Below are 21013 nucleotides of genomic sequence, written 5' to 3'. Positions count from 1 at the left end.
TATTTATACGTGTTTTTTCATATCATCGGCAACAGATTCAACATTTGTACCTACGATAACTTGGACACTTGTATTACTTAATTTCATAACACCTTTTGCACCAGCACGTTTTAATGCTGCTTCATTTACTTGACCAGCATCTTTTACTTGTAAGCGTAGACGTGTTGCACAGTTATCAATAACTGTTAAGTTTTCTTTTCCGCCTAAAGCTGCTACGTAAGTTTCACCAATTGAACCTGCAACTGGTGCCTCACCATCTTCAACTAACTCATCGTCATCTTCACGACCAGGAGTTTTTAAATCGAACTTCTTAATTAAGAAGTAGAATACTATGAAATAAATTGCTGCGTAAATTAAACCGATACCTGCTAGTAAGACTGGTTTTGTTGCAATACCGAAGTTTAAAGCGTAATCGATTGCACCGGCACTAAATGAGAAACCATCATGAATGCCAAGCGATGTTGTAATGAATAAAGAAAGACCTGTTAGTACAGCATGAATACCATATAATACTGGTGATAAGAACATGAATGAGAATTCAATAGGCTCTGTAATACCAGTTAAGAATGAAGTTAATGCTAGACCAGCTAACATACCAGTAACTGCTTTACGCTTTTCTGGTTTAGCAGCTGCAATCATTGCGAAACATGCTGCTGGTAAACCGAACATCATAACTGGGAAGAAACCAGTCATAAACATACCTGCTGTTTTGTCACCTGCAAGGAAACGAGCAATATCACCATTAACAACATTACCTGCTGCATTTGTAAAGTCCCCAAATACAAACCAGAAGTATGTGTTCATTACGTGGTGTAAACCAATTGGGATTAATAAACGGTTTAATAAACCAAATAATCCTGAACCAATTGCACCTAAATTAACAATTCCATGAGCTAATGCATCAATACCATTTTGAATTGTTGGCCAAATTTGTGCAAATAGAATTCCTAATATCAGCATCACGACTGATGTAACAATTGGAACGAAACGTTTTCCAGCAAAGAAACCTAACCATTCTGGAAGTTTAATCTTATGGAATTTATTATAAAGAAGTCCTGCTATAACACCAACAATAATACCACCTAAGACTTTCATATCTACTTTAGTCGATAATTCAGCAGCCTTAGATACTTGTGTCATTGTATCCGCAAGCTTAGATGGATCTACATTTGCGCTATTACCTATTAAATCTTGGACTTTACCTAATTTATCTTGTAATTCAGCAGTTGAATACCCTTTGCTAAGTGCATCAATACTATTTTTCATAACAAGATAACCAATTGCACCTGCAAGACCTGCTGCACCACTACCATCCACTGAAAGACCGATTGCAATACCAATTGCAAAAATAAGTGCTAAGTTATCAAAAACTGCTGCGCCGGCCTGTGCCATAACAGGAATATCAAATACATCTGGTTGCCCTAAACGAAGCAATAATCCTGCTGCTGGTAGTACTGCGATCGGAAGCATTAAAGCTTTACCAATACGTTGTAAAAACTGCAACATTTTAATTCCCCCTAATCAAATTTATGAAATCGTTATCATTATAAGTACGCTTTAGAAAACGCTTTCTATTACATAACCATAATAACATATAGTTGTATAGATGTGTAGTTTTTATTTCTGAACTTTTTATGGATAAATCTCCTATTTCCAAACTGTTATATAAAAGGAAAATTCTCCTTTTTAAAATACAGAATACTCGAAACGAAAGACCTATTATAGCACATTGAACTTTCGTTTTATCATTCCACTTTTTCATGTTATTATTTATTTCCGAGCATATCGGGAAAAGTAAACTTAGTTAATTCAAAATAGGAGCGTTGGTACTATGCAGTGCATTGAAACAAACAACTTACAACAGTTGTTAGAACAAGTAAAACCATATACGAAAAAAGGAAAACTTGCTACTTATATCCCCGAACTAGGAAATGCAAATCCAGACGATTTAGGGATTGCCATTTTCCATAAAGAAACAGAATATATCCATGCAGGCAACTCACAAACACTATTTACTCTTCAAAGTATTTCCAAAGTAATTACACTTGCCCTTGCCCTTTTAGACCGTGGTGAAGAATATGTATTTTCTAAAGTTGGAATGGAACCAACGGGTGACCCATTTAATTCTATTATTAAGTTAGAAACGACAAGTCCATCCAAACCCCTTAATCCAATGATAAATGCAGGGGCTTTAGCTATTACAAGCATGCTAGCAGGAAAAGATAACGAGGAAAAAATGGAACGTATTCTTCATTTTGTACGTGAAATAACAGATAATCCTACTATTAATTATTCCTCTAAAGTTGCCGATTCAGAACTAGAGACAGCTTACCTAAACCGTTCACTTTGTTATTATATGAAACAAAACGGAATTATCGATTGTGATATTGAAGAACTTATGGATTTATATACTCGTCAATGCGCAGTTGAAGTAAACTGCATCGATTTAGCACGTATCGGCTTAATTTTTGCAATGGATGGATATGATCCATATAAGAAAAAACAAATTATCCCTAAGCATATTACAAAAATTTGCAAAACATTTATGGTCACATGTGGTATGTATAACGAATCTGGTGAATTTGCAATTCGTGTTGGTATTCCTGCAAAAAGTGGTGTAGCCGGTGGTATTTTTGGCTGCGTAAAAGGAGACATGGGAATCGGTATTTTCGGACCAGCTTTAGATGCAAACGGAAATAGTATTGCCGGTTTTAAAATTCTTGAACTTCTTTCTGCTCAAGAAGGTTGGAGCATTTTTTAATCGCGAGTTATCCTGCTATACTAGCAGGATTTTTTATTTCGCCAAAACCTCACTTTTGTCAGTTATCAATCCTCTTACAAAAACAGTGCTGAAAGTTTCTCTATATCATGCATATTTGTTCCCCCCTCCTGAATAATATAGTACAACCTAGCGCTATATGTGGAGGTGTGAAAGATGAAACTAATATTTCAAATGGGAAAACAACCTGTTCTTGAAAAAACAATCCTTCTTTTTATATTGAGTATTGTAGAAAGCTTGAAGTTAAAAGTTGTTTCACTCGACGAAGCTCACCGATACATATTCAATTTAGAAGTACTTGAATTATTAATGGATCGGAACATCGATGATCAAGTACTTGAACTTATTCATTTCGGGATGGGACTTGAAGACATTTATCATGTGCTTCCTGAAGAACTTGAGCATACGATTGAGGAATTAAAGTGGCTTTGCATTCAAGTATTAAGTGAATACAGTATGCATGAAGAATCCGAACAATTAATTGAAGATATACGGTAAAAAAGCACCTATGTAGGTGCTTTTAATGTTTTTTCAAACTATTTTTATACGCCTCAATATTTACTGGTAGCTCTTCCTCTTCCAAAGTATGTTCATTTACATCTTTATGAATGAACGCACCTTTAGGTGGTTGATGATCATGCCCTTTTTTCTTATGATCAAATGCTTTCCCGCGTCCCATACAAATCCCCCTTTCTTAAAAGAAATCCGTATTAGTATGGAGAAAAGTACGTCGATATATGCAATCTCTTGCTGTATTTCCAAGGAAATACTCGAACCTTGTTTTCTACTCTCCTTACAACAACTGATCGATCCCAATAAGAATTAATAATAGTCCTGCGATAACTGTCGCCCATTTCCCTAAGTATTCTGCTAAAAATCGTTTTCCTACATACGCAAAACCACTAATACAAATAAAACTAAACACCCCAGAAATAGTCGCTGTAAGCCAAAGATTTAAATTTGTTACCCCTGCATCAAATCCACCTGCAATATTATTAATAGACAACGCAACTCCTAAAACAATTGCTTCTGAGAAACTAATTGTTTTAGAACCATCAAAATCTGCTTTTTCCGGATTACGTAAAATGCCCATAAGTACATTATCATCTTTAGAACCTGCAGTATTTTTTTGACCCAAGAAAGGCTGGCACAAAATAAACACACCGATTATCCCTAAAACGATTGCTCCAATCAGATTTGCTGTAAACTCTGAAATAAATAACGCAATCCAGTTTCCAAAAAATCCAGCTAGTAAAGTAAATAAAAATCCAAAGAATGCGATGATAAAATTGTTAAACCACGAAATACGAATTTTACGAATGCCATATGCAATTCCAACACCTGCATTATCTAAATTAGAAGCGATCCCGATTAAAAAAATTGAAAATAAGCCTACTGTACTCATAAATAGTCACCCCTTTTTCTCACTTTTCAATGCATATTATGAAAATGTTGAGCAACTGTGCCTGTCTGTTTCATATACTTGTAATAAATGCTCAATATTTTTTCAATACTAAAAAAGGAGTGCCTACACTATGGCTAATGAAAACCCGAATGATCGGCTTGGCAAATTAATAAAAAAACTTTTAAAAGAACGCGCCTTATCTATGCGCCAACTAGGAATACTTACAAATATTGATCCTGCAACAGTCTCAAGAATTATTAATGGAAAACAACCGCCAAAACAAAAACATCTACAAAAATTTGCAGAATGTCTTCAAGTTCCACCCCAATTGTTATTTGATGAAATGTACCCTGATTCTCCTCACATAAATAAAGAAAAAACAGATATGTACACATCTCTTGATACCATTCAGCAAACGCTGCAATCCTCTAACTTATTCGATTTCGATTACACTACAACTCGCGTAAAACAAGAACTCGAAAATTACGAACGCTATGCCCAGACAACAGAAGGCGAAAAACGTATTCATGACAGTTTCGCAAGCAAATTAGAGCAAATTGATAGTGCTGGTCCTTTTATTGAACAATTAACAGATATGTATCAACAATTTTGCAATGAAACCATTTCAAAAGAAGAACGTGCAGTTCTTGGGAGCGCATTACTGTATTTCATTTTATCGACAGATATTATTCCCGACTATCTCTTTCCAATTGGCTATTTAGATGATGCGATCGCCGTTGAATTAGCAAAAGAGAAATTACTTGAAATAAAACGAAAGACATAGCAAAATAAAGAACTATTTCAGTTGTTTATTTTCACCTCTGAAATAGTTCACTAAAAAATCGTACAAGTATACATACTCGTACGATTTTACTATACAAATCTATTTTTTCGTGTGGCACCATTCATATATAAATGCTGTTATTACTTTTGTAAATTCAATTAACTGTTCAATTTCAACTTTCTCATTTACAGAATGTGCTTCTTCTAATGTACCTGGTCCATATATAATCGCTGGAATATGAAACTCACTAAACCAACCGCCATCAGTTACCGTTGCAGACATATCTAAAATTGCATTTTTTGATAAAATAGACTCGTGTACTGAGCTAAGTTTTTTTACAGCTGCATGTTCCCTATCTACTTCTAATGAAGGGAAAATTTCACCACGATCTACAATCATTGATTCTCCGCCCCACTTAAATTGTGGCGGATTTTCACTTAACCATGGATCGGCAGCTGCTACCTTTCCAATATATTCTTCAATTTCTTTTATTATTTGTTCATGTGTTTCGTTCGGATAGAAGTGCACTGTTATCCATAACTGGCACTCATCCGCAATAAACGCCGCATGCCTTCCCCCCTCAATAACAGCTGGATTAATTGTTGTTGTTCCAGATGGATAGCCTTCATATGTTTTCATGACTGCCCAGTGACGCTCTAATTCTTGTAAGCTCTGCACAATTTTCATCATTTTTTCAATCGCACTCGCTCCAAATAAACGTCCTCCAGCATGGATCATTTGTCTGCGCGTTGCATCATGAAACGTTTGCGGACTTTTCACTGTAATCCATCCAGTAATGACACCACCTTGCCCTTGCATATGTAAATCACTCGTATCCACTACGACTGCAAAATCAGCATCGTAACCTCGCCTGCAGCATTGAAGTGTTCCTGCCTCTCCAACTTCTTCCCCTATTACTGATTGAAAGATTAAATCTCCAGGTAATTCAATACCAGCTTCTTGTAAAAGTTGAATGGCAAATAGCGCTCCAGCCAGCCCACCTTTCATATCTGCTGCGCCACGTCCAACTAACCAGCCATCTTTTATAAATGGATCAAATGGATCAGTTTCCCACGCCTCATCTGCTGACACTTCAGCTACATCCATATGACCATTAATAATAAGACTTTTATATGAGTCACTTTTTATTCCTTTTTTTACCCCAACAACGTTCGAATCATTCGGATATACATCCCATTTATTAATACTAAAATTTCGTTTTCTTAAAAACTCTGCAACAAATTCTTGCGCTTCATTTGTATTTCTCGCTGGCGGTGCTGGTGTTTCAAAACGAATTAATGTTTTTGTAAGTTCTAACAATTCCTCTTTCCTTGAATCTATTTGTTTTAACAACTGCGAAATTTCTCGATTCATCGCTAATTCCCCTTTGCATACATAGTATGTTTCCAGCTTTATTTTCACAAAAAAAGAGACTGTTTACAATTTTACAGTCTCCTAATTAATCACTATTATAAACTCTCTACTTCCGTTGTATTTGTCTTTTCAATATGCTCTACATTACTTCCCTTATTTCTTGTAGCACGATAAAACAGTAAACAAACAATCATAAATGGAATACCACAATACAATGCCATTCTTTGTTCTGGAATAAAGGCCATGCCAACGATTACTGTTACATTTAATAATAGCGCAAGCAGTGGTACGAATGGATACAGCGGTGTTTTAAATTTCAGGTCTTTGACATCCCCGCCCTGCTTTATGTATGACCTTCTAGCTAATAAGTTAGATAGAGCAATAGATGCCCAAACTAGTATCGCTCCAAATCCAGCGATAGAAAGCAGCCATAAATAAACTGTATCTTCCGCATAAATACCTGATAATAATGAGAGACAACCTACAATTGTGCTTACAATCAATGCATAAATAGGAACACCGTTTTTAGATAACTTACCAAAAATCGGACTAATCATTCCTTGATTAGACATAGACCATAGCATACGCGAAGTTGCATATAATCCTGAATTCGCAACGGATAGTACTGCTGTAATAATAACGAAATTTATAATATCTGCTGCATAAGGAATACCAATTTTATCAAATACAACTACGAATGGACTTTCTATTACTCCTGCTTGCTGCCAAGGGAATAGTCCAGCAAGAATAAAAATAGATAGTACAAAGAAAACAAGTATACGCCAAACTGTATTGTTAATTGCCTTCGGGATCGTTTTCTCTGGATTTTCACTCTCACCTGCTGCAATACCAACTAGTTCTGTTCCTTGGAAAGAAAAATTAACTGCAATCATCGTAATTAAAATGGCTGATAATCCATTCGGAAACAGTCCCCCGTAATCAGTAAAGCTAGAGAACATCGGTGCTGGTTCATTTCCTTTCATATCTAGAAAACCAAACATTGCCGCCCCGCCTAAAATAATAAATGCAATAATTGTAATTACTTTAATACTTGCAAACCAAAATTCCACTTCCGCAAAACTTCTTGAAGATAACGCATTAATAGCAAAGAGCAGTACCGCGAACACTACACACCAAATCCATGACGGTACATCAGGAAACCAACGTTTCATCAAAATACTAACTGCAATTAATTCAATACCTATCGTAGCAGACCAGTTTAACCACGACATCCATCCCACTACATAACCTGCTGCAGGAGAAATATGCTTTGTCGCATACGTTTGATAAGACCCTGCGTCAGGCATCGCAACAGCTAATTCTCCAAGACAGAGCATCGTTAAATACATTACAAATCCACCGACAAGATACGCTACAATTGCTCCTCCAGGTCCAGCCTCATGAATCGTATAACCTGACCCTAAAAAAAGTCCTGTACCAATAACTCCACCGAGTGCAATCATAAATATGTGCCTGCTTTTCAATTCTCTTTTTAATCCTTGGTTTTGATCCATCATATAAATCCCCCCTTTTCACTTTGCCAATCCATTTAATGTAAGCGTTTTTAAAATTCTTCACCGTAAAAATAATGATTTAAAAGAGCAAAAATACACATCACTTACATTAATCACTGCCTGTTACTAAAAGGTCATCCCTTACTGTTATTAATAACTTTTGATCAGCAATAGCTTGTCCTTCTACTACTTCTAATGATTCAATATAACCACTGATTCCTATCTTAATTTCTACTTTCTGTTTATCTATCGTTTCAATTAACGCTAATTTCTCCCACTCGTATACGTAAGAACTTTCCGTAACAAATAACTTCTCTACTTTTCCATAACAAGGACTATACACACCTTCTATAACTGTCTTCACTTTATAAATCCCTCCCTCTTATTAATTGACACCGAAACGTTGTATATCCTGTAAAAATTCATATTCTCCCCTCTAGAGATTTCAAATATTATTTATGCAAAATACGTACCAAGTCTCTAATTCATGTATTAAATGAGAGTTTCATACAAAAAAATGTGCACAACCGCAAAATTTTTCGATCATTTAAAAAGTTTTAAACGAAAAATAGCAAAAATTTTTTGCGATTTTATAAGAATTTTAATAAAATTATAAAAAGTCGGTCTTCATAGGGTGAAATGAGGAGAAGATGTTACATGCATACAGAAGAAATTAATTTCAAACAAATTATTGAAATGAATATGCTATATGAAACTTTACTCAATGAACTCGATATCGGGATTCATATTATTAATGAGGAAAGTAAAACGATTGTCTATAACCGCAAAATGATGGAAATTGAATCAATGGATCGCTTAGATGTGCTATATAAAAGTCCTTTAGAGGTATTTGCATTTGAAGAAAATAAAAATAGTACTCTTATAGAGGCATTAAAATTTGGAAAAACAAAGAAAAATATAAAACAAACGTATTTTAACAATAAAGGACAAGAAATTACAACGATTAACGATACTTTTCCTATAATAGAAAATGGAAAAATTAAAGGCGCTATTGAAATATCAAAAGAAATTAGTAACTTAAAGCAAACAATAAGAATGGGCCCTTCTCGAAAACAAAGTACTAAATTTACCTTTGATCACATAATTGGTGATTCTGAAGCTATTCAATCAATCATTACTGAAGGAAAAAGAGTAATTCGTACATCTTCCTCCATACTTCTCGTAGGGGAAACAGGCACTGGGAAAGAACTATTTGCACAAAGCATCCATAATGAAAGTCAGCGTTCAACAAAACCCTTTATTTCACAAAACTGTGCCGCTATACCTGATACACTCATGGAAAGCTTATTATTCGGTACAAACCGAGGTGCATTTACAGGAGCTATCGATAAAGCTGGTTTATTTGAAGAAGCGAACGGAGGAACTTTGTTATTAGATGAAATCAACTCATTAAGTCCAGCACTTCAAGCGAAGTTACTACGAGCTATACAAGAAAAAACAATACGAAGAATCGGAGGCACACATGAAAAAGAAATTGATGTTCGTATTATAGCAACTATCAATGAAGATCCTTTCGAAGCCATCGCACATAATCGATTAAGAGAAGACTTATATTACCGATTAAGCGTCGTTACTTTATGTCTTCCGCCTTTACGTGAAAGAAAAGAAGATATTCTAGCTCTTGTTCAGCACTTTATTGAAAAATATAATACTCAATTTGGGCTCAACGTAACCGATGTAGATGTAAATGTAAGAGAATTTTTCTATGCATACGATTGGCCTGGAAACGTACGGGAGTTGGAACATATAATTGAAGGTTCCATGAACTTGATAGAAGATGAAACCATCATTACAGCGTTTCATATGCCTACTCGCTTTCGTGAACGAATAAAAACAGAATTCAATATGCAGCATGCACTAACTAATCACAATACTGATGCACCTAAAACTTTAAAACACACAATAGAAAAAATGGAAAAGAACTACATTAATCAAATTCTTAAAGAGAATCATGGCAACATTTCACAAGCTGCAAAATTTTTAGGATTAAGTAGGCAAAACTTACAATATCGAATTAAAAAACTGCATTTACACATATGAAATGAACATGTCTCCAAGTGCAAAAACAACTTGGTAAAATATGTTACAATAAACATATAACATGCTAGAAAGGGGCTATATATATGAGTAATGATAAAAAATTAAAGTTATTACAATACTTATACTTTTTCCCTGCCATGCTCTGTATGATGTTATTCATTAATGCCGATGTAAGCAGCTCTCCTTATGCAAAGCTATTAGGAACAATTTTTGGCTCCTTTGCAGCTATTATGCTTGCTGCTTTTTGGAATTTAAAGCTACGTATAAAAAATGAAAAATCTTCGTAATACTAAAAAAATCGAGCTACTTAGCCCGATTTTTTTATTTGCCATTAAAACTCAACATTCTCTAAATACAACCCACTTGCCTCAGCAAGACAATTAATTTGATTGCGCTGCTTTTCTTCTAAAATGTTTGGAATTGCTTCAGCATCTAATTGTCCTAATCCAACTTCAATTAATGCCCCAACAATTTTTCTTACCATATTATGAAGGAAGCCGTTACCACTTACTCTAATTTGTACAAACCCTGCCTCTTCCATCACATCAAGTGTATATACTTCTCGAACCATAGATTTTTTCTTTGATTTCGCATTTGAAAAAGCAGTAAAGTCATGTGAACCAACTAAATGTTTTGCAGCTGCTTTCATGCTTTTCACATTTAATTTTTTATTCACATGCATGCTGTATTTACGCATAAATGGATTTGTATGCTCTTCATTCCAAATTTTATACAGATATGTTTTTGCTTTAGAATTGTAACGAGCATGGAAACGATCATGTACTTCTTCCACATTCGTAATGCTAATATCATTAGGTAAATATTGATTTAAATATTTTTTCACTTTATGTTCCACTAACTTCTCATCACTTTGAAAGTTAGCAACTTGATTCAAAGCATGTACACCAGCGTCTGTTCTACTACAACCGATAATTTCAATTTCTTTTCCGATCATTTCAGATATGACACTTTCGATTTTTCCTTGAATTGTATTATCGTTATTACCAAGACGTTGCCATCCTTTAAAACGTGCACCATCGTACTGAATCGTTAATTTATAATTATGCATAATATTCTCCTTCATAGAAAATATTCCCTCATACCATGAGGGAATATTAATAAACTTTACTTTCTAACAAGCTTCACTACATTTTCTACATGCGCAGTATGCGGGAACATATCAACTGGTTGCACATACTCCACTTCATAGCTCTTCATTAATGCTTGTACATCACGTGCTAATGAAGAAGGATTACAAGACACATACACAACTTGTTTCGGCTTCACCTTTAAAATTGTTTCCAGTAATTTATCATCGCAACCTGTACGTGGTGGATCGACAACAATTACATCTGGACGCCATCCTTCTTTTACCCATTTCGGTAACCATTGTTCAGCTTTACCTGCTTCATATTTCGTATTTGTAAATCCGTGACGCTTCGCATTTTTTCTTGCATCTGCAATCGCTTCTGGAATTACATCCATACCACGTACTTCCGCTGCATCATTTGCAAGCCAAAGACCGATTGTACCAACGCCACAATACGCATCTACAATTTTCTCATCGCCTGTTAACGCAGCGGCTTTTTTTGCTTCATTATATAAAACAACGGTTTGCTCTGGATTCAACTGGAAGAACGCACGTGCTGATAATTCAAATGATAAATCACCAAGTGTTTCTTGAATTACTTCTTTTCCAGCTAATTTAAATGTTTTGTCGCCAAAAATAACAGATGTTTTACGCCAGTTTACATTTTGCATAATTGATTTAACCGCTGGCATCTGTTTTTGTACTTCTGCAATAAATTGTTCTTTATTTGGTAATTCTTCTTTTGTTGTAATAAGTGTAACTTGTACTTCACCTGTTTGAACTGCAGTACGTGTTACAATTGTGCGTACTAAACCTTTTTGTTTTTTCTCATTGTAAATAGAAACATTTAATTTTTCTAAAATACGTCTTACAACTTTTGTCGCTTCATTCGTTGCTTTATGTTGAATCATACAGTGAGCGATATCAATTAACTGATGTGAGTTTTGTTTATATAGCCCTGTAATAACCTTTTCGTCTTTACGCCCCACTTGTAATTGACTCTTATTACGATAATGCCATGGATTTTCCATACCAAGCGTTGGACGAATTTTCTCTTCCATACTATTTTTCATGTACTTCTCAAATGCTTGTACAACGATATCACGCTTTTGATTCAATTGTTCTTTATAATCTAAATGTTGCAGCTGACAACCGCCACACTCCTCATATACTGGACACGGTGCTTTCACACGATGCGGTGAAGCTTTACGAACTTTTTTCACTTTCGCTTCAGCGAAGCCACGCTGAATTTTCGTTGTTTCTGCAACAACTTCTTCTCCTGGTAATGCCCCTGGAATGAAAACAACTTGTCTCTTAAAATAACCAACGCCTTCTCCGTTAATCCCAAGACGTTTAATTGTCACAGGAAACGTTTGACCAACTTCCAACTTACTCTCATGTTGCTTTTGTATCATTATTACACCTCTACTCTATACTTTTCCATAAATATAACGCTGCATAACTGCAGTATGGTTCACACTCTTGTTTCAATTTTTCTAAAAATGCATCATCAGGTTTATCATCTAATTGAAATATACCTTGCACTGCACGCTGAATCCCAATGTCCGCTTTCGGGAACATATTTTTCCGTCCAAGCCCAAACATTAAAAAGTTTTGCACTGTCCATGCACCAATTCCCCTAATTGGCAACAATTGTGCTGAAATGTCTTCTTCCGTCCCATTTTCTATACTCGCTAAATTTAATGTACCACTGACAATACTTCGACCTAATCCTACTATATATTCAGCCTTTCGCTGACTAAACTTCTGCTCTCTCAATTCTTCTATTGAAATATTTGCTACTATTTCCGGAGTGGGGAAAAAGAATACACCGTTCTTCTCTGTTCCATACCGTTTCACAAATTGTTCTGTTAACACAGTAGCAAATTTCAAATTTATTTGTTGGTGAATGATACAGCGAAGCAGACAAGCAAAATAATCAAATTCTAAAATAATTGGAGTATAAGCATATGTTTCAAATAGTGGACGTAATGATGTGTTTAAAAAATGATTTTGTATATCTTGAAACGGTTCATTCCAATGAAAAATGGCTCTCATTCGTTTCATGACTTTCTCTGGATCTCCTGTCTGACTAGAAATCCAAAACTGTGGATTTTGAACAGTACCAATCCCTTGTAAGCGAACAACAATCTGTTCCTCGTCGATACAAAGCGGGATATAAATAACTTTCTCATCTAATTGAATGACGTTAAGAGGATCAAAAGATAAACGTTTTAATACTTCTTCAAAATGATACGGATACTCTAACGTAACATGCTCGCTCCACATACGTTTCCCCATCCTTTTTACACATCATTATAGCATGAGAAAACCGTAAGCATACATGCTTACGGTTGATTGCCTTTTACTAAGTCATCTAGACTTTTAAAATGATACCCTTTCTCGCGCAAATCATCAATGATTTTTGCAAGTGCTTCTGCATTATCTTTTGATATTGCATGAAGTAATAAAATAGATCCTGGATGAATCATCGTCATAACATTATTATGCGCATATTGCCATCCTCTTTGCTGATCCACTTTCCAATCCAAAAATGCAAGTGACCAAAATACATTATAATAGCCCATTTCTTTCGTAAGAGCTAACGTTCTTTCACTAAATACACCGCGCGGAGGACGTACATATTTCACTTCTTTTTGCCCAGTTACTTTTTTAATTTCTTCTGTTACACTCGTTAATTCTTCACGAAGTTTCTCATCATTTACCGCTGTAAAATCAGGATGACTCCAAGAATGGTTTCCAATAATGTGTCCTTCATCCTTCATTCTTAACAATAAATCTTTTTGTGTTTTAATGTAATGTCCCGTTACAAAGAAAGTTGCTGGTACTTTTTTCTCTTTTAGTACATCTAATATTTTCCCTGTGTATCCATTCTCATATCCATTATCAAATGTTAAATAAATATCTTTTTTCTTCGTATCTCCTAAATAAAACCCGCCATTTTTTTGTAGTAAATCTGTATATAACTTTCCTGCATCTGGTACTGTTTCATTTTTAGGACGCGGGATTCCCCAGTTATGTGGAGTATTTGTATAAGCCAGTGCTGAAACTGGAACAAGTGCCATCATAATTGAAAAAATGAGACCGATATATAACCATTTATATTTCATAAATAGTCTCCTTTCCATATATAATCGTACTTGTAGTTTCTGTTGCAACGCATTCTTTCATGCTGAACATGTTTTTCTATATATACCAAAAAAATGCATCTCGAATCATTCGAGATGCATTTTTTATTTACTTAAATACTGGCTCTTTAAAGCTAGCTAATTTTTCAAGTGATGTTTTATCAACATCTGCATGTAAGCTATTACCATGAGAGTCCATCGTTACAACTGCTTTAAACCCGTCGATACGTAAATGCCACATTGCTTCTGGAATACCAAATTGTAAGAAATCAACATCTTTCACTTCTTTAATACATTCAGCATAATATTGCGCTGCACCACCGATTGCGTTTAAATATACACCGCCATGTTCTTCTAAAGCCGCTAATGTTTTCGCACCCATACCGCCTTTTCCAATGACAGCGCGAATACCGAATTTCTTCATAATATCGCCTTGGTACGGTTCTTCACGAATACTTGTCGTTGGACCTGCCGCTTTAATTTGCCAATTGTCATTTTCATCTTTCACAACAACTGGACCACAGTGGTAAATAATTTGTCCATTTAAATCTACTGGACAATCATTATCCATTAAATGCTTATGGATTGCGTCACGACCTGTATACATCATGCCATTAATTGTTACAACATCACCAACGCGAAGTTCACGAATTTGCTCTTCTGTAATTGGTGCTTGTAATACAATCTCACGTTGCTCTGTTTTTTCTTGTGCTTCATGCTGAAGTGTATCTTCACCTTCTTGATATAACCAATCCATAATTTCACCTGTTTCAGGATGGATTGTTACACCTAGGCGGCGATATGCCCAACAATTATACGCCACAGATACGTAGAAGCTAGCCGGCAGGCGGTTATACACGCCAATTTTACAGCCCAGTAAAGTTGTTTCTCCACCAAATCCCATTGTACCAATGCCAAGCTTATTCGCATTTTCTAATACGTACTCTTCAAGTTGTTGTAACTCTGGTACTGGATTGACATCATCTAATGTACGGAATAATTGATTTTTTGCTAATTCATAACCTGATGTGCGGTCTCCCCCGATACCAACACCAATTACACCAGCGCTACATCCTTGCCCTTGTGCTTGATATACTGCATGAAGAAGGCATTTACGAATCCCTTCTAAATCACGGCCAGCTCGTCCAAGTCCTTCTAGTTCACACGGTAAGCTATATTGAATATTTTTATTCTCACAGCCACCACCTTTTAGGATTAAACGTGCATCAATATAATCTTTTTCCCATTGTTCAAACTTAATCACCGGTGTACCTGGTCCTAAATTATTTCCACTATTATCTCCAAAAAGAGAATCAACAGAATTGGGACGAAGTTTACCATCTTTTGTCGCCCGCTCAAGCGCATTATAGATAGCTTCCTTCAACTTTAATTGATTCACACCAACTGGTGTATAAATTTTAAACGTTGGCATCCCTGTATCTTGGCAAATCGGCGAGATGTTATCATCGGCCATTTTAATATTATTTGTAATTGTGCCAAGTGCCATCGCAGAACGAGTCCCTGCATTTTCTCGCTCTTTCGCTTGTTGAATCGCACGACGAACATCTTTCGGTAAGTTCGTTGACGTTTCAACAATTAGTTGATACATGCTTTCTTGAAGCTTTTCCATTGTTACTTCCCCCTCAATTGTGAACGCTACCAAAACGTTATGAGCTGAAAATTCAATTGTTATGCTCTTTAGCTATTTATTTCACGCTATTAGAGCATAAATGAAATTTTTCACAACTTGATTATACCTCTTTTTCTATCGTCCTTCTATTACCCGAACAGAAAAAGGCTACCAAATTGGAATTGGTAGCCTTTTTAATATATTATTCGTCTTTTTTAAATTGCTCACATTTTAATTCTAATTCATCTAACATTGCAAGAAGACGATCTACATCTTCTAATTCTACTTCTTCGGGTTCAATTGTATCAATTACTTCAATGAACATATTTAAACGTTCTTTTAAATATACTAATTGTGTATCTTTATCTTGAATTGCTTTTCCCATGAAGGCACTCTCCTTTTAATTCGAGTTGCTTTTATTATACCGCAAAAACGATTGCTATGGGCATGAAATTTCATCAATTTTGTCATAGTCATCCACTATAATGTAAGCCCTCTCTCTTTTCATGATAAAAAGTTTCACTTTATAAAAAGCACATATTCTTCTATTATAGAGAATGGACAAATTGTTATTTCAATAGTCAAAGGAGTATTTCATATGACGATATCACAAAAAATGAAGCCGATTACTCCTTCTTACGATCCATGGGAAGCGTATATGGACCTTGAAGAGTACGGCAAACTACTATTAACAAATGTTGAATTTACAACGACGACGTTATGCAATATGCGCTGTGAGCATTGCGCTGTTGGTTACACGTTACAGCCGAAAGACCCAAATCCGCTTCCGATGGATCTTTTATTAAAACGATTAGATGAGATTCCTCATTTACGTTCTTTAAGTATTACTGGCGGAGAACCTATGCTTTCAAAAAAATCCGTCGACAACTATGTAACACCACTCTTAAAATACGCCCATGAACGAGGCGTTCGCACTCAAATCAACTCTAACTTAACTATAGATTTAGCACGTTACGAACAAATTATTCCTTATTTAGACGTATTGCATATCTCTCATAACTGGGGAACAATCGATGACTTCGTTGAAGGCGGATTTGCAATGATGGAGCGTAAACCTACTTACGAACAACGTGCAAAATTATTCGAAAGAATGATTACAAATAGTAAGGCTCTATCAGATGCAGGTGTACTTGTATCTGCCGAAACAATGTTAAACAAAAGAACTCTACCACATATTGAACATATTCACCGCCAAATCGTCGAAGAGATGGGCTGTAAACGTCATGAAGTTCATCCAATGTATCCAAGTGACTTCGCGAGTAATCTAGAGATTTTAACAAAAGCTGAAATTCGTGATGCGATTGAGCATTTACTAGAAATTCGCGATGAAAATGTATGGATGTTATTTGGAACTTTACCTTTCTATGCTTGTAGCGATGACGAGCGAGACATTGCCACATTTAAAAAGTTACAAGAGAGCAAAAATGTAACTGTTCGTAACGATCCAGATGGTCGTTCACGCTTAAATGTAAATATTTTTGATGGCAATATTATCGTTACTGATTTTGGTGATGTTCCACTTCTAGGAAACATACAAACAAACACATTACAAGAAGCGTATGAAAAATGGAGCGCTTCAAAAACTGCAAAATCATTAAGCTGTCACTGTCCTGCAGTAAAATGTCTTGGACCAAATGTTCTTGTAAAAAACAGCTACTATCCGACAGAAGATTTCTTATCAAAAACAGCAAACATTACATTATAAAAAAACGTCAGCTTATAAGCTGACGTTTTTTCATGTTATTGCGAGTGGGAAGAAGAAATGAATTTAAAATACAAATGATCATGAATTGGAATAGCAGCTCCAATTCCTTGAGAAGTAATATTTTTCACAACAAGTCTTTTTTGATTTCCCTTTAATACAAGATACACTTCTCCAAATGTTACTTTTCCTTTTTCATTTACTGCTGGTGTATAAGCGTATAAATATCCGAGTTGACTCGGACTAATATTATACACACGCTCATGTCCAGTACCATAACCAATGGTCGTTTTAAACGAAAGGGGTAATTGTACTTTTTCAAGTGCTTTGAGAAGCATCATTTTTTTCACATCTGCAGCATCTTTCATATCTGCTGTTAAATCGCCTTCAACCGTCTTTTGTGTTTCTTGCTTATAGCGAAGTGGATATAAACGGTCTCCTCCGCGATTATCATACACATTTCGATTCACTTGTTTATATTCCCAATTAATCGATGTGTCTACTGATTCATAATGTAAAGCCCATTGACCCAAATAAATTTTTGCCCGATACCCTACTGCAAGCGGCGCATTTGAAATTGTCGTTTCATTAAACATCCGAATTAAGTCTGGATTTTCAATTTTAATATTAGCCGTTTTCAATAGCTCTTGAGCAAATTTACTTGGTTGCAAACGTGGCAAATCTTGCGCATCATTTGGAAATGTATTGTCTTTTGAAATATTTAAAACAGATGAAGGCATTTTTGTTCCTACTGTTGTCTTTGCAAAACTCATGTTAGGAAATAATAAAATAAACGAGACCATAGTTGAAAGACATATGCTGTATACTCGTTTCACCTGTCTGGCTCCTTCCTATGTAGGTATATATACTACTTCGTTTATTGTTTTCTCTGAGCGCAATTGTTATGCCTATTTTTCATAATAAATAAAAACCAATTCCCATAATGACATACGCCGCTAGTAAAGTGCCACCTTCAAACCAGTTTGTATCTCCATCATTGGAAATCGCAATCGTTAAGAAAACGGCTGTAATCATAGACACAAGTTCTGGTATGGTAAATACTAAAGGCATCCTTTGCGCGAAGAACATAGATAGCAATACTAATACAGGAGCAACAAACATGGCGATTTGTAATGTAGAGCCTATTGCAATTTCGACTGCAATATTTACTTTATTTTTATAGGCCATAATAATTGCAGACGCATGTTCCGCTGCATTCCCAACAATTGCAACGATAATAACCCCTATAAATAACTCTGACCAGCCAAATGACTTTGCGACAGTTTCAAAAGTATGTACGAGTGCCTCTGACACATAAGCTACTGCCAGTGTTGCTATCGCTAAAATAAGGAGCGCCTTCCCTTTCGACCACTCTGGCTCTTCTTCATGCGCTACTTCGTCACTTTTATGTTGATATACACCACGGTGCGTAACTAACTTAAATAGTAATGCAGCAAGGTACATGATAATCATAATAATAGAAACACCTATACTTAATTGATACGTCTTGCCAGCGTCCATCTTCATTGAAAAGATCTCTGGAATAACAAAGGCCACAACAACAGCAAATATTAATAAAGCTGAATTATGCCTTGCATCATATACATTAAAACTTTGTCTTTTGTATTTAAGACCTCCAACAAAGAAAGATAACCCCCCTACCAATAATAAATTTCCAAGTACAGAACCGGTTAAAGAAGCTAACACCACTTCAATTAACCCTGCTTGAAGTGCAAAAATTGAAATGATAAGTTCAACAGCATTACCGAAAGTAGCATTTAATAACCCGCCTATTCTAGGACCAGAAACAATTGCTAAACTCTCTGTTGCTCTCCCCATAAAACCAGCTAATGCGATAATCGTAATACAATACACAGCGAACATAAGTGTTTCTGGCCAATGAAGTGTTTTTCCAAGTACAGATAGTGGTACACCTATAAGTGCTACTATAAGAAATATTTTATTAAACATGCTTTTCATCCTTCCATCGTATGTATTTCTCCTCAATATTATTATTATTCTTCTCCTAACTTGTCCGATTTCATCACAATTACGTTTAAAAAATGGACTTGAAGAAAACAGTATGAAAGATATTTAAATTATCTTGTTTAAACAGAGAAAATATAAATTAGGAAAAGAGGTAAAGAATATGCACTTAAAAGAGAAAATTGCAACTATTATCCAAGGACAACGTACCGGTGTATTATCTACAGTACGTAACGAAAAACCGCATAGTGCCTTTATGATGTTTTTCCATGAAGATTTTGTACTATATGTTGCAACAGATCGACAATCAAAAAAGATAACAGATATTGAACAAAATCCTAATGTCCATGTACTACTCGGACGAGAAGGAAAAAAATTAGATGAAGATTATATTGAAGTTGAAGGGTTAGCTTCAATCGAGGAAGACTCAACATTAAAAAACAAGTTTTGGAATAATAGCTTAAAACGTTGGTTACTCGGTCCTGAAGACCCTAATTACGTATTGATAAAAATCAATCCCGACACAATTTATTACATTGATGGTGCCGGTACGACGGAGCCTGAGTTTTTACGACTATAAAATAAAACAAGCCCCCCTTAGGTGGGCTTGTTTTGTCGAAAAGTTCTTTTAAAAAAATAATAAAATAGGTGGAACTTTCTAAAGATTCTGTTATATAATAGCAGTAACTTAAATAAACTGTATTAAAACAGATTGAGAGGAGAAATAAAATTGATGAAGAGAGAAGAACGCAAAAACATGATTGAGTTTATTGAAAAGAAAAAAGGGATTGAGCGTGACGAATTACTGTTTATGACAGACGATGAAGTAGAACATATTTATAATGTAACGTACTTTTTATATGAGGAAATTGCAGAGTAGTATAATAATCCCCACCTTATTAAAAATATAAGGTGGGGATTATTTCGTTATTTAGCCCACTATTTGCAGGCAGTAAAACTCCCACCTTAAAATTCAGGTGGAGCAAGAAGTTAAGTTGAAGTCGCGCTTTCTATAAAGCTCAATTGCTTCAACTTTATACATGAGAATGATTTTCATGTATAATACTGTAAGATTGGAGGAATTTTACTATGAGTTCGTGGCTCTTATTTGCACTATTATCAGCAATTGCTGCTGCCCTTGTATCGATTTTTGGAAAGTTTGGTTTAGACGGCATCGATGCAAACGTTGCAACAACAATTCGATCTATTATTATGGCATTATTTATGATAGGCGTTATTATCATACAAGGTAAATTTCAAAATATCGGCGACGTACTGCTAAATAAAAAAGCACTGCTATTTATCACATTAAGTGGGGTTGCAGGTGCTTCGTCATGGCTATTTTATTTTCTTGCCCTCAAAACAGGAAAGGTTTCACAAGTAGCTCCTGTCGATAAATTAAGCGTCGTATTTTCTATCATTCTCGCTATGATTATCCTCGGTGAAAAGTTAAACTTTATGACCGGTGTTGGTGTAGTCTTTATTACAGCTGGTGTATTATTTATTGCTTTCAGCTAA

23 protein-coding genes and 1 pseudogene are annotated in these 21013 nt (G+C 35.3%); 9 read left to right on the top strand and 15 right to left on the bottom strand.

The genetic code is table 11. The features are described from left to right. Positions 1 to 3: 3 nt before the first annotated feature. A complete protein-coding gene (gene nagE, locus EBQ15_RS23025; RefSeq protein ID WP_000938893.1) occupies positions 4 to 1506 on the bottom strand; it encodes an N-acetylglucosamine-specific PTS transporter subunit IIBC in 1503 nt (500 codons plus the stop codon). 141 nt (positions 1507 to 1647) lie between these two features. Beyond that, a pseudogene (locus EBQ15_RS31915) lies at positions 1648 to 1762 on the bottom strand (transcriptional regulator). A gap of 69 nt (positions 1763 to 1831) precedes the next feature. On the opposite strand from EBQ15_RS31915, the gene glsA reads away from it, so the two are divergent. Next, positions 1832 to 2761 carry a glutaminase A gene (gene glsA / locus EBQ15_RS23015; RefSeq protein WP_001149850.1) on the top strand — a complete coding sequence of 310 codons (930 nt, stop codon included), beginning with the start codon at positions 1832 to 1834 and terminating at the stop codon, positions 2759 to 2761. A 174-nt stretch (positions 2762 to 2935) separates the two neighbouring features. Further along, positions 2936 to 3277: a DUF3969 family protein gene (locus tag EBQ15_RS23010; protein WP_000766604.1), complete on the top strand. Its 342-nt coding sequence runs from the start codon at positions 2936 to 2938 to the stop codon at positions 3275 to 3277. A gap of 22 nt (positions 3278 to 3299) precedes the next feature. Here the strand turns inward: EBQ15_RS23010 and EBQ15_RS31285 are convergent, their stop codons facing one another. Together EBQ15_RS31285 and ytaF are read right to left on the bottom strand one after the other, a co-directional pair. Continuing rightward, complete coding sequence (locus tag EBQ15_RS31285; RefSeq protein ID WP_000532409.1) at positions 3300 to 3458, bottom strand: hypothetical protein; 159 nt, start codon at positions 3456 to 3458, stop codon at positions 3300 to 3302. A 114-nt stretch (positions 3459 to 3572) separates the two neighbouring features. Next, positions 3573 to 4184, bottom strand: a complete 612-nt coding sequence (ytaF, locus tag EBQ15_RS23005; protein ID WP_000108729.1) for a sporulation membrane protein YtaF — start codon at positions 4182 to 4184, stop codon at positions 3573 to 3575. A 130-nt stretch (positions 4185 to 4314) separates the two neighbouring features. Between ytaF and EBQ15_RS23000 the strand changes: the two genes are divergently transcribed. Continuing rightward, positions 4315 to 4968: a DUF1232 domain-containing protein gene (locus EBQ15_RS23000; RefSeq protein WP_001262772.1), complete on the top strand. Its 654-nt coding sequence runs from the start codon at positions 4315 to 4317 to the stop codon at positions 4966 to 4968. A gap of 99 nt (positions 4969 to 5067) precedes the next feature. Here EBQ15_RS23000 and EBQ15_RS22995 read toward each other — a convergent pair whose 3' ends face one another. The 3 genes from EBQ15_RS22995 to EBQ15_RS22985 all read right to left on the bottom strand — a co-directional run bounded on the left by EBQ15_RS22995 (position 5068) and on the right by EBQ15_RS22985 (position 8220). Further along, positions 5068 to 6342 carry an acetylornithine deacetylase gene (locus EBQ15_RS22995; RefSeq protein ID WP_001078358.1) on the bottom strand — a complete coding sequence of 425 codons (1275 nt, stop codon included), beginning with the start codon at positions 6340 to 6342 and terminating at the stop codon, positions 5068 to 5070. 95 nt (positions 6343 to 6437) lie between these two features. Further along, entirely contained in the window at positions 6438 to 7859 is a 1422-nt protein-coding gene (locus EBQ15_RS22990; RefSeq protein ID WP_000969247.1) for an amino acid permease, read from the bottom strand. A 106-nt stretch (positions 7860 to 7965) separates the two neighbouring features. Beyond that, positions 7966 to 8220 carry a biotin/lipoyl attachment domain-containing protein gene (locus EBQ15_RS22985; RefSeq protein WP_000859489.1) on the bottom strand — a complete coding sequence of 85 codons (255 nt, stop codon included), beginning with the start codon at positions 8218 to 8220 and terminating at the stop codon, positions 7966 to 7968. A gap of 293 nt (positions 8221 to 8513) precedes the next feature. Here EBQ15_RS22985 and EBQ15_RS22980 point away from each other — a divergent pair, with 293 nt between their 5' ends. Together EBQ15_RS22980 and EBQ15_RS22975 are read left to right on the top strand one after the other, a co-directional pair. Next, positions 8514 to 9917, top strand: coding sequence for a sigma-54 interaction domain-containing protein (locus tag EBQ15_RS22980; protein ID WP_000556690.1), 1404 nt, complete (start codon positions 8514 to 8516; stop codon positions 9915 to 9917). An 83-nt stretch (positions 9918 to 10000) separates the two neighbouring features. Then, entirely contained in the window at positions 10001 to 10204 is a 204-nt protein-coding gene (locus EBQ15_RS22975; RefSeq protein ID WP_000063861.1) for a hypothetical protein, read from the top strand. A gap of 44 nt (positions 10205 to 10248) precedes the next feature. On the opposite strand, the gene truA is transcribed toward EBQ15_RS22975, so the two are convergent. The 6 genes from truA to EBQ15_RS22945 all read right to left on the bottom strand — a co-directional run bounded on the left by truA (position 10249) and on the right by EBQ15_RS22945 (position 16171). Beyond that, positions 10249 to 10986, bottom strand: a complete 738-nt coding sequence (truA, locus tag EBQ15_RS22970) for a tRNA pseudouridine(38-40) synthase TruA (protein ID WP_000553114.1) — start codon at positions 10984 to 10986, stop codon at positions 10249 to 10251. Between the two features lie 56 nt (positions 10987 to 11042). Continuing rightward, positions 11043 to 12422, bottom strand: a complete 1380-nt coding sequence (gene rlmD / locus EBQ15_RS22965) for a 23S rRNA (uracil(1939)-C(5))-methyltransferase RlmD (RefSeq protein WP_000615200.1) — start codon at positions 12420 to 12422, stop codon at positions 11043 to 11045. Positions 12423 to 12432: 10 nt separating this feature from the next. Then, positions 12433 to 13296 (bottom strand): DNA-3-methyladenine glycosylase family protein, encoded by an 864-nt coding sequence (locus EBQ15_RS22960; protein WP_000269414.1) that lies wholly within the window; start codon positions 13294 to 13296, stop codon positions 12433 to 12435. A 59-nt stretch (positions 13297 to 13355) separates the two neighbouring features. After that, complete coding sequence (pdaA, locus tag EBQ15_RS22955) at positions 13356 to 14138, bottom strand: delta-lactam-biosynthetic de-N-acetylase (RefSeq protein WP_000875956.1); 783 nt, start codon at positions 14136 to 14138, stop codon at positions 13356 to 13358. Positions 14139 to 14265: 127 nt separating this feature from the next. Beyond that, positions 14266 to 15786: a class I fumarate hydratase gene (gene fumA, locus EBQ15_RS22950; RefSeq protein WP_000413527.1), complete on the bottom strand. Its 1521-nt coding sequence runs from the start codon at positions 15784 to 15786 to the stop codon at positions 14266 to 14268. 202 nt (positions 15787 to 15988) lie between these two features. Further along, positions 15989 to 16171, bottom strand: a complete 183-nt coding sequence (locus EBQ15_RS22945; protein ID WP_000513558.1) for an SE1561 family protein — start codon at positions 16169 to 16171, stop codon at positions 15989 to 15991. A gap of 213 nt (positions 16172 to 16384) precedes the next feature. Between EBQ15_RS22945 and yfkAB the strand changes: the two genes are divergently transcribed. Next, a complete protein-coding gene (gene yfkAB / locus EBQ15_RS22940; RefSeq protein ID WP_000156023.1) occupies positions 16385 to 17512 on the top strand; it encodes a radical SAM/CxCxxxxC motif protein YfkAB in 1128 nt (375 codons plus the stop codon). A gap of 35 nt (positions 17513 to 17547) precedes the next feature. Here the strand turns inward: yfkAB and EBQ15_RS22935 are convergent, their stop codons facing one another. Next, complete coding sequence (locus EBQ15_RS22935; protein WP_002102695.1) at positions 17548 to 18345, bottom strand: YfkD famly protein; 798 nt, start codon at positions 18343 to 18345, stop codon at positions 17548 to 17550. A 79-nt stretch (positions 18346 to 18424) separates the two neighbouring features. After that, positions 18425 to 19480: a calcium/proton exchanger gene (gene cax / locus EBQ15_RS22930; RefSeq protein ID WP_000482139.1), complete on the bottom strand. Its 1056-nt coding sequence runs from the start codon at positions 19478 to 19480 to the stop codon at positions 18425 to 18427. Positions 19481 to 19658: 178 nt separating this feature from the next. Between cax and EBQ15_RS22925 the strand changes: the two genes are divergently transcribed. The 3 genes from EBQ15_RS22925 (at position 19659) to EBQ15_RS22915 (ending at position 21013) form a co-directional block, all read left to right on the top strand. Continuing rightward, on the top strand, positions 19659 to 20075 hold the full coding sequence (locus EBQ15_RS22925) for a pyridoxamine 5'-phosphate oxidase family protein (RefSeq protein ID WP_000550220.1): 417 nt from the start codon (positions 19659 to 19661) through the stop codon (positions 20073 to 20075). Between the two features lie 153 nt (positions 20076 to 20228). After that, complete coding sequence (locus EBQ15_RS22920) at positions 20229 to 20375, top strand: BH0509 family protein (protein ID WP_000817786.1); 147 nt, start codon at positions 20229 to 20231, stop codon at positions 20373 to 20375. 209 nt (positions 20376 to 20584) lie between these two features. Continuing rightward, positions 20585 to 21013, top strand: a complete 429-nt coding sequence (locus EBQ15_RS22915; protein ID WP_000100296.1) for an EamA family transporter — start codon at positions 20585 to 20587, stop codon at positions 21011 to 21013.

The sequence above is a fragment of the Bacillus sp. 2D03 genome (assembly GCF_003946765.1).
GTDB classification, from domain to species: domain Bacteria; phylum Bacillota; class Bacilli; order Bacillales; family Bacillaceae_G; genus Bacillus_A; species Bacillus_A cereus.
Note: the sequence above shows the minus strand (reverse complement) of the source record. Positions and strands in the feature narration are given on the sequence as shown.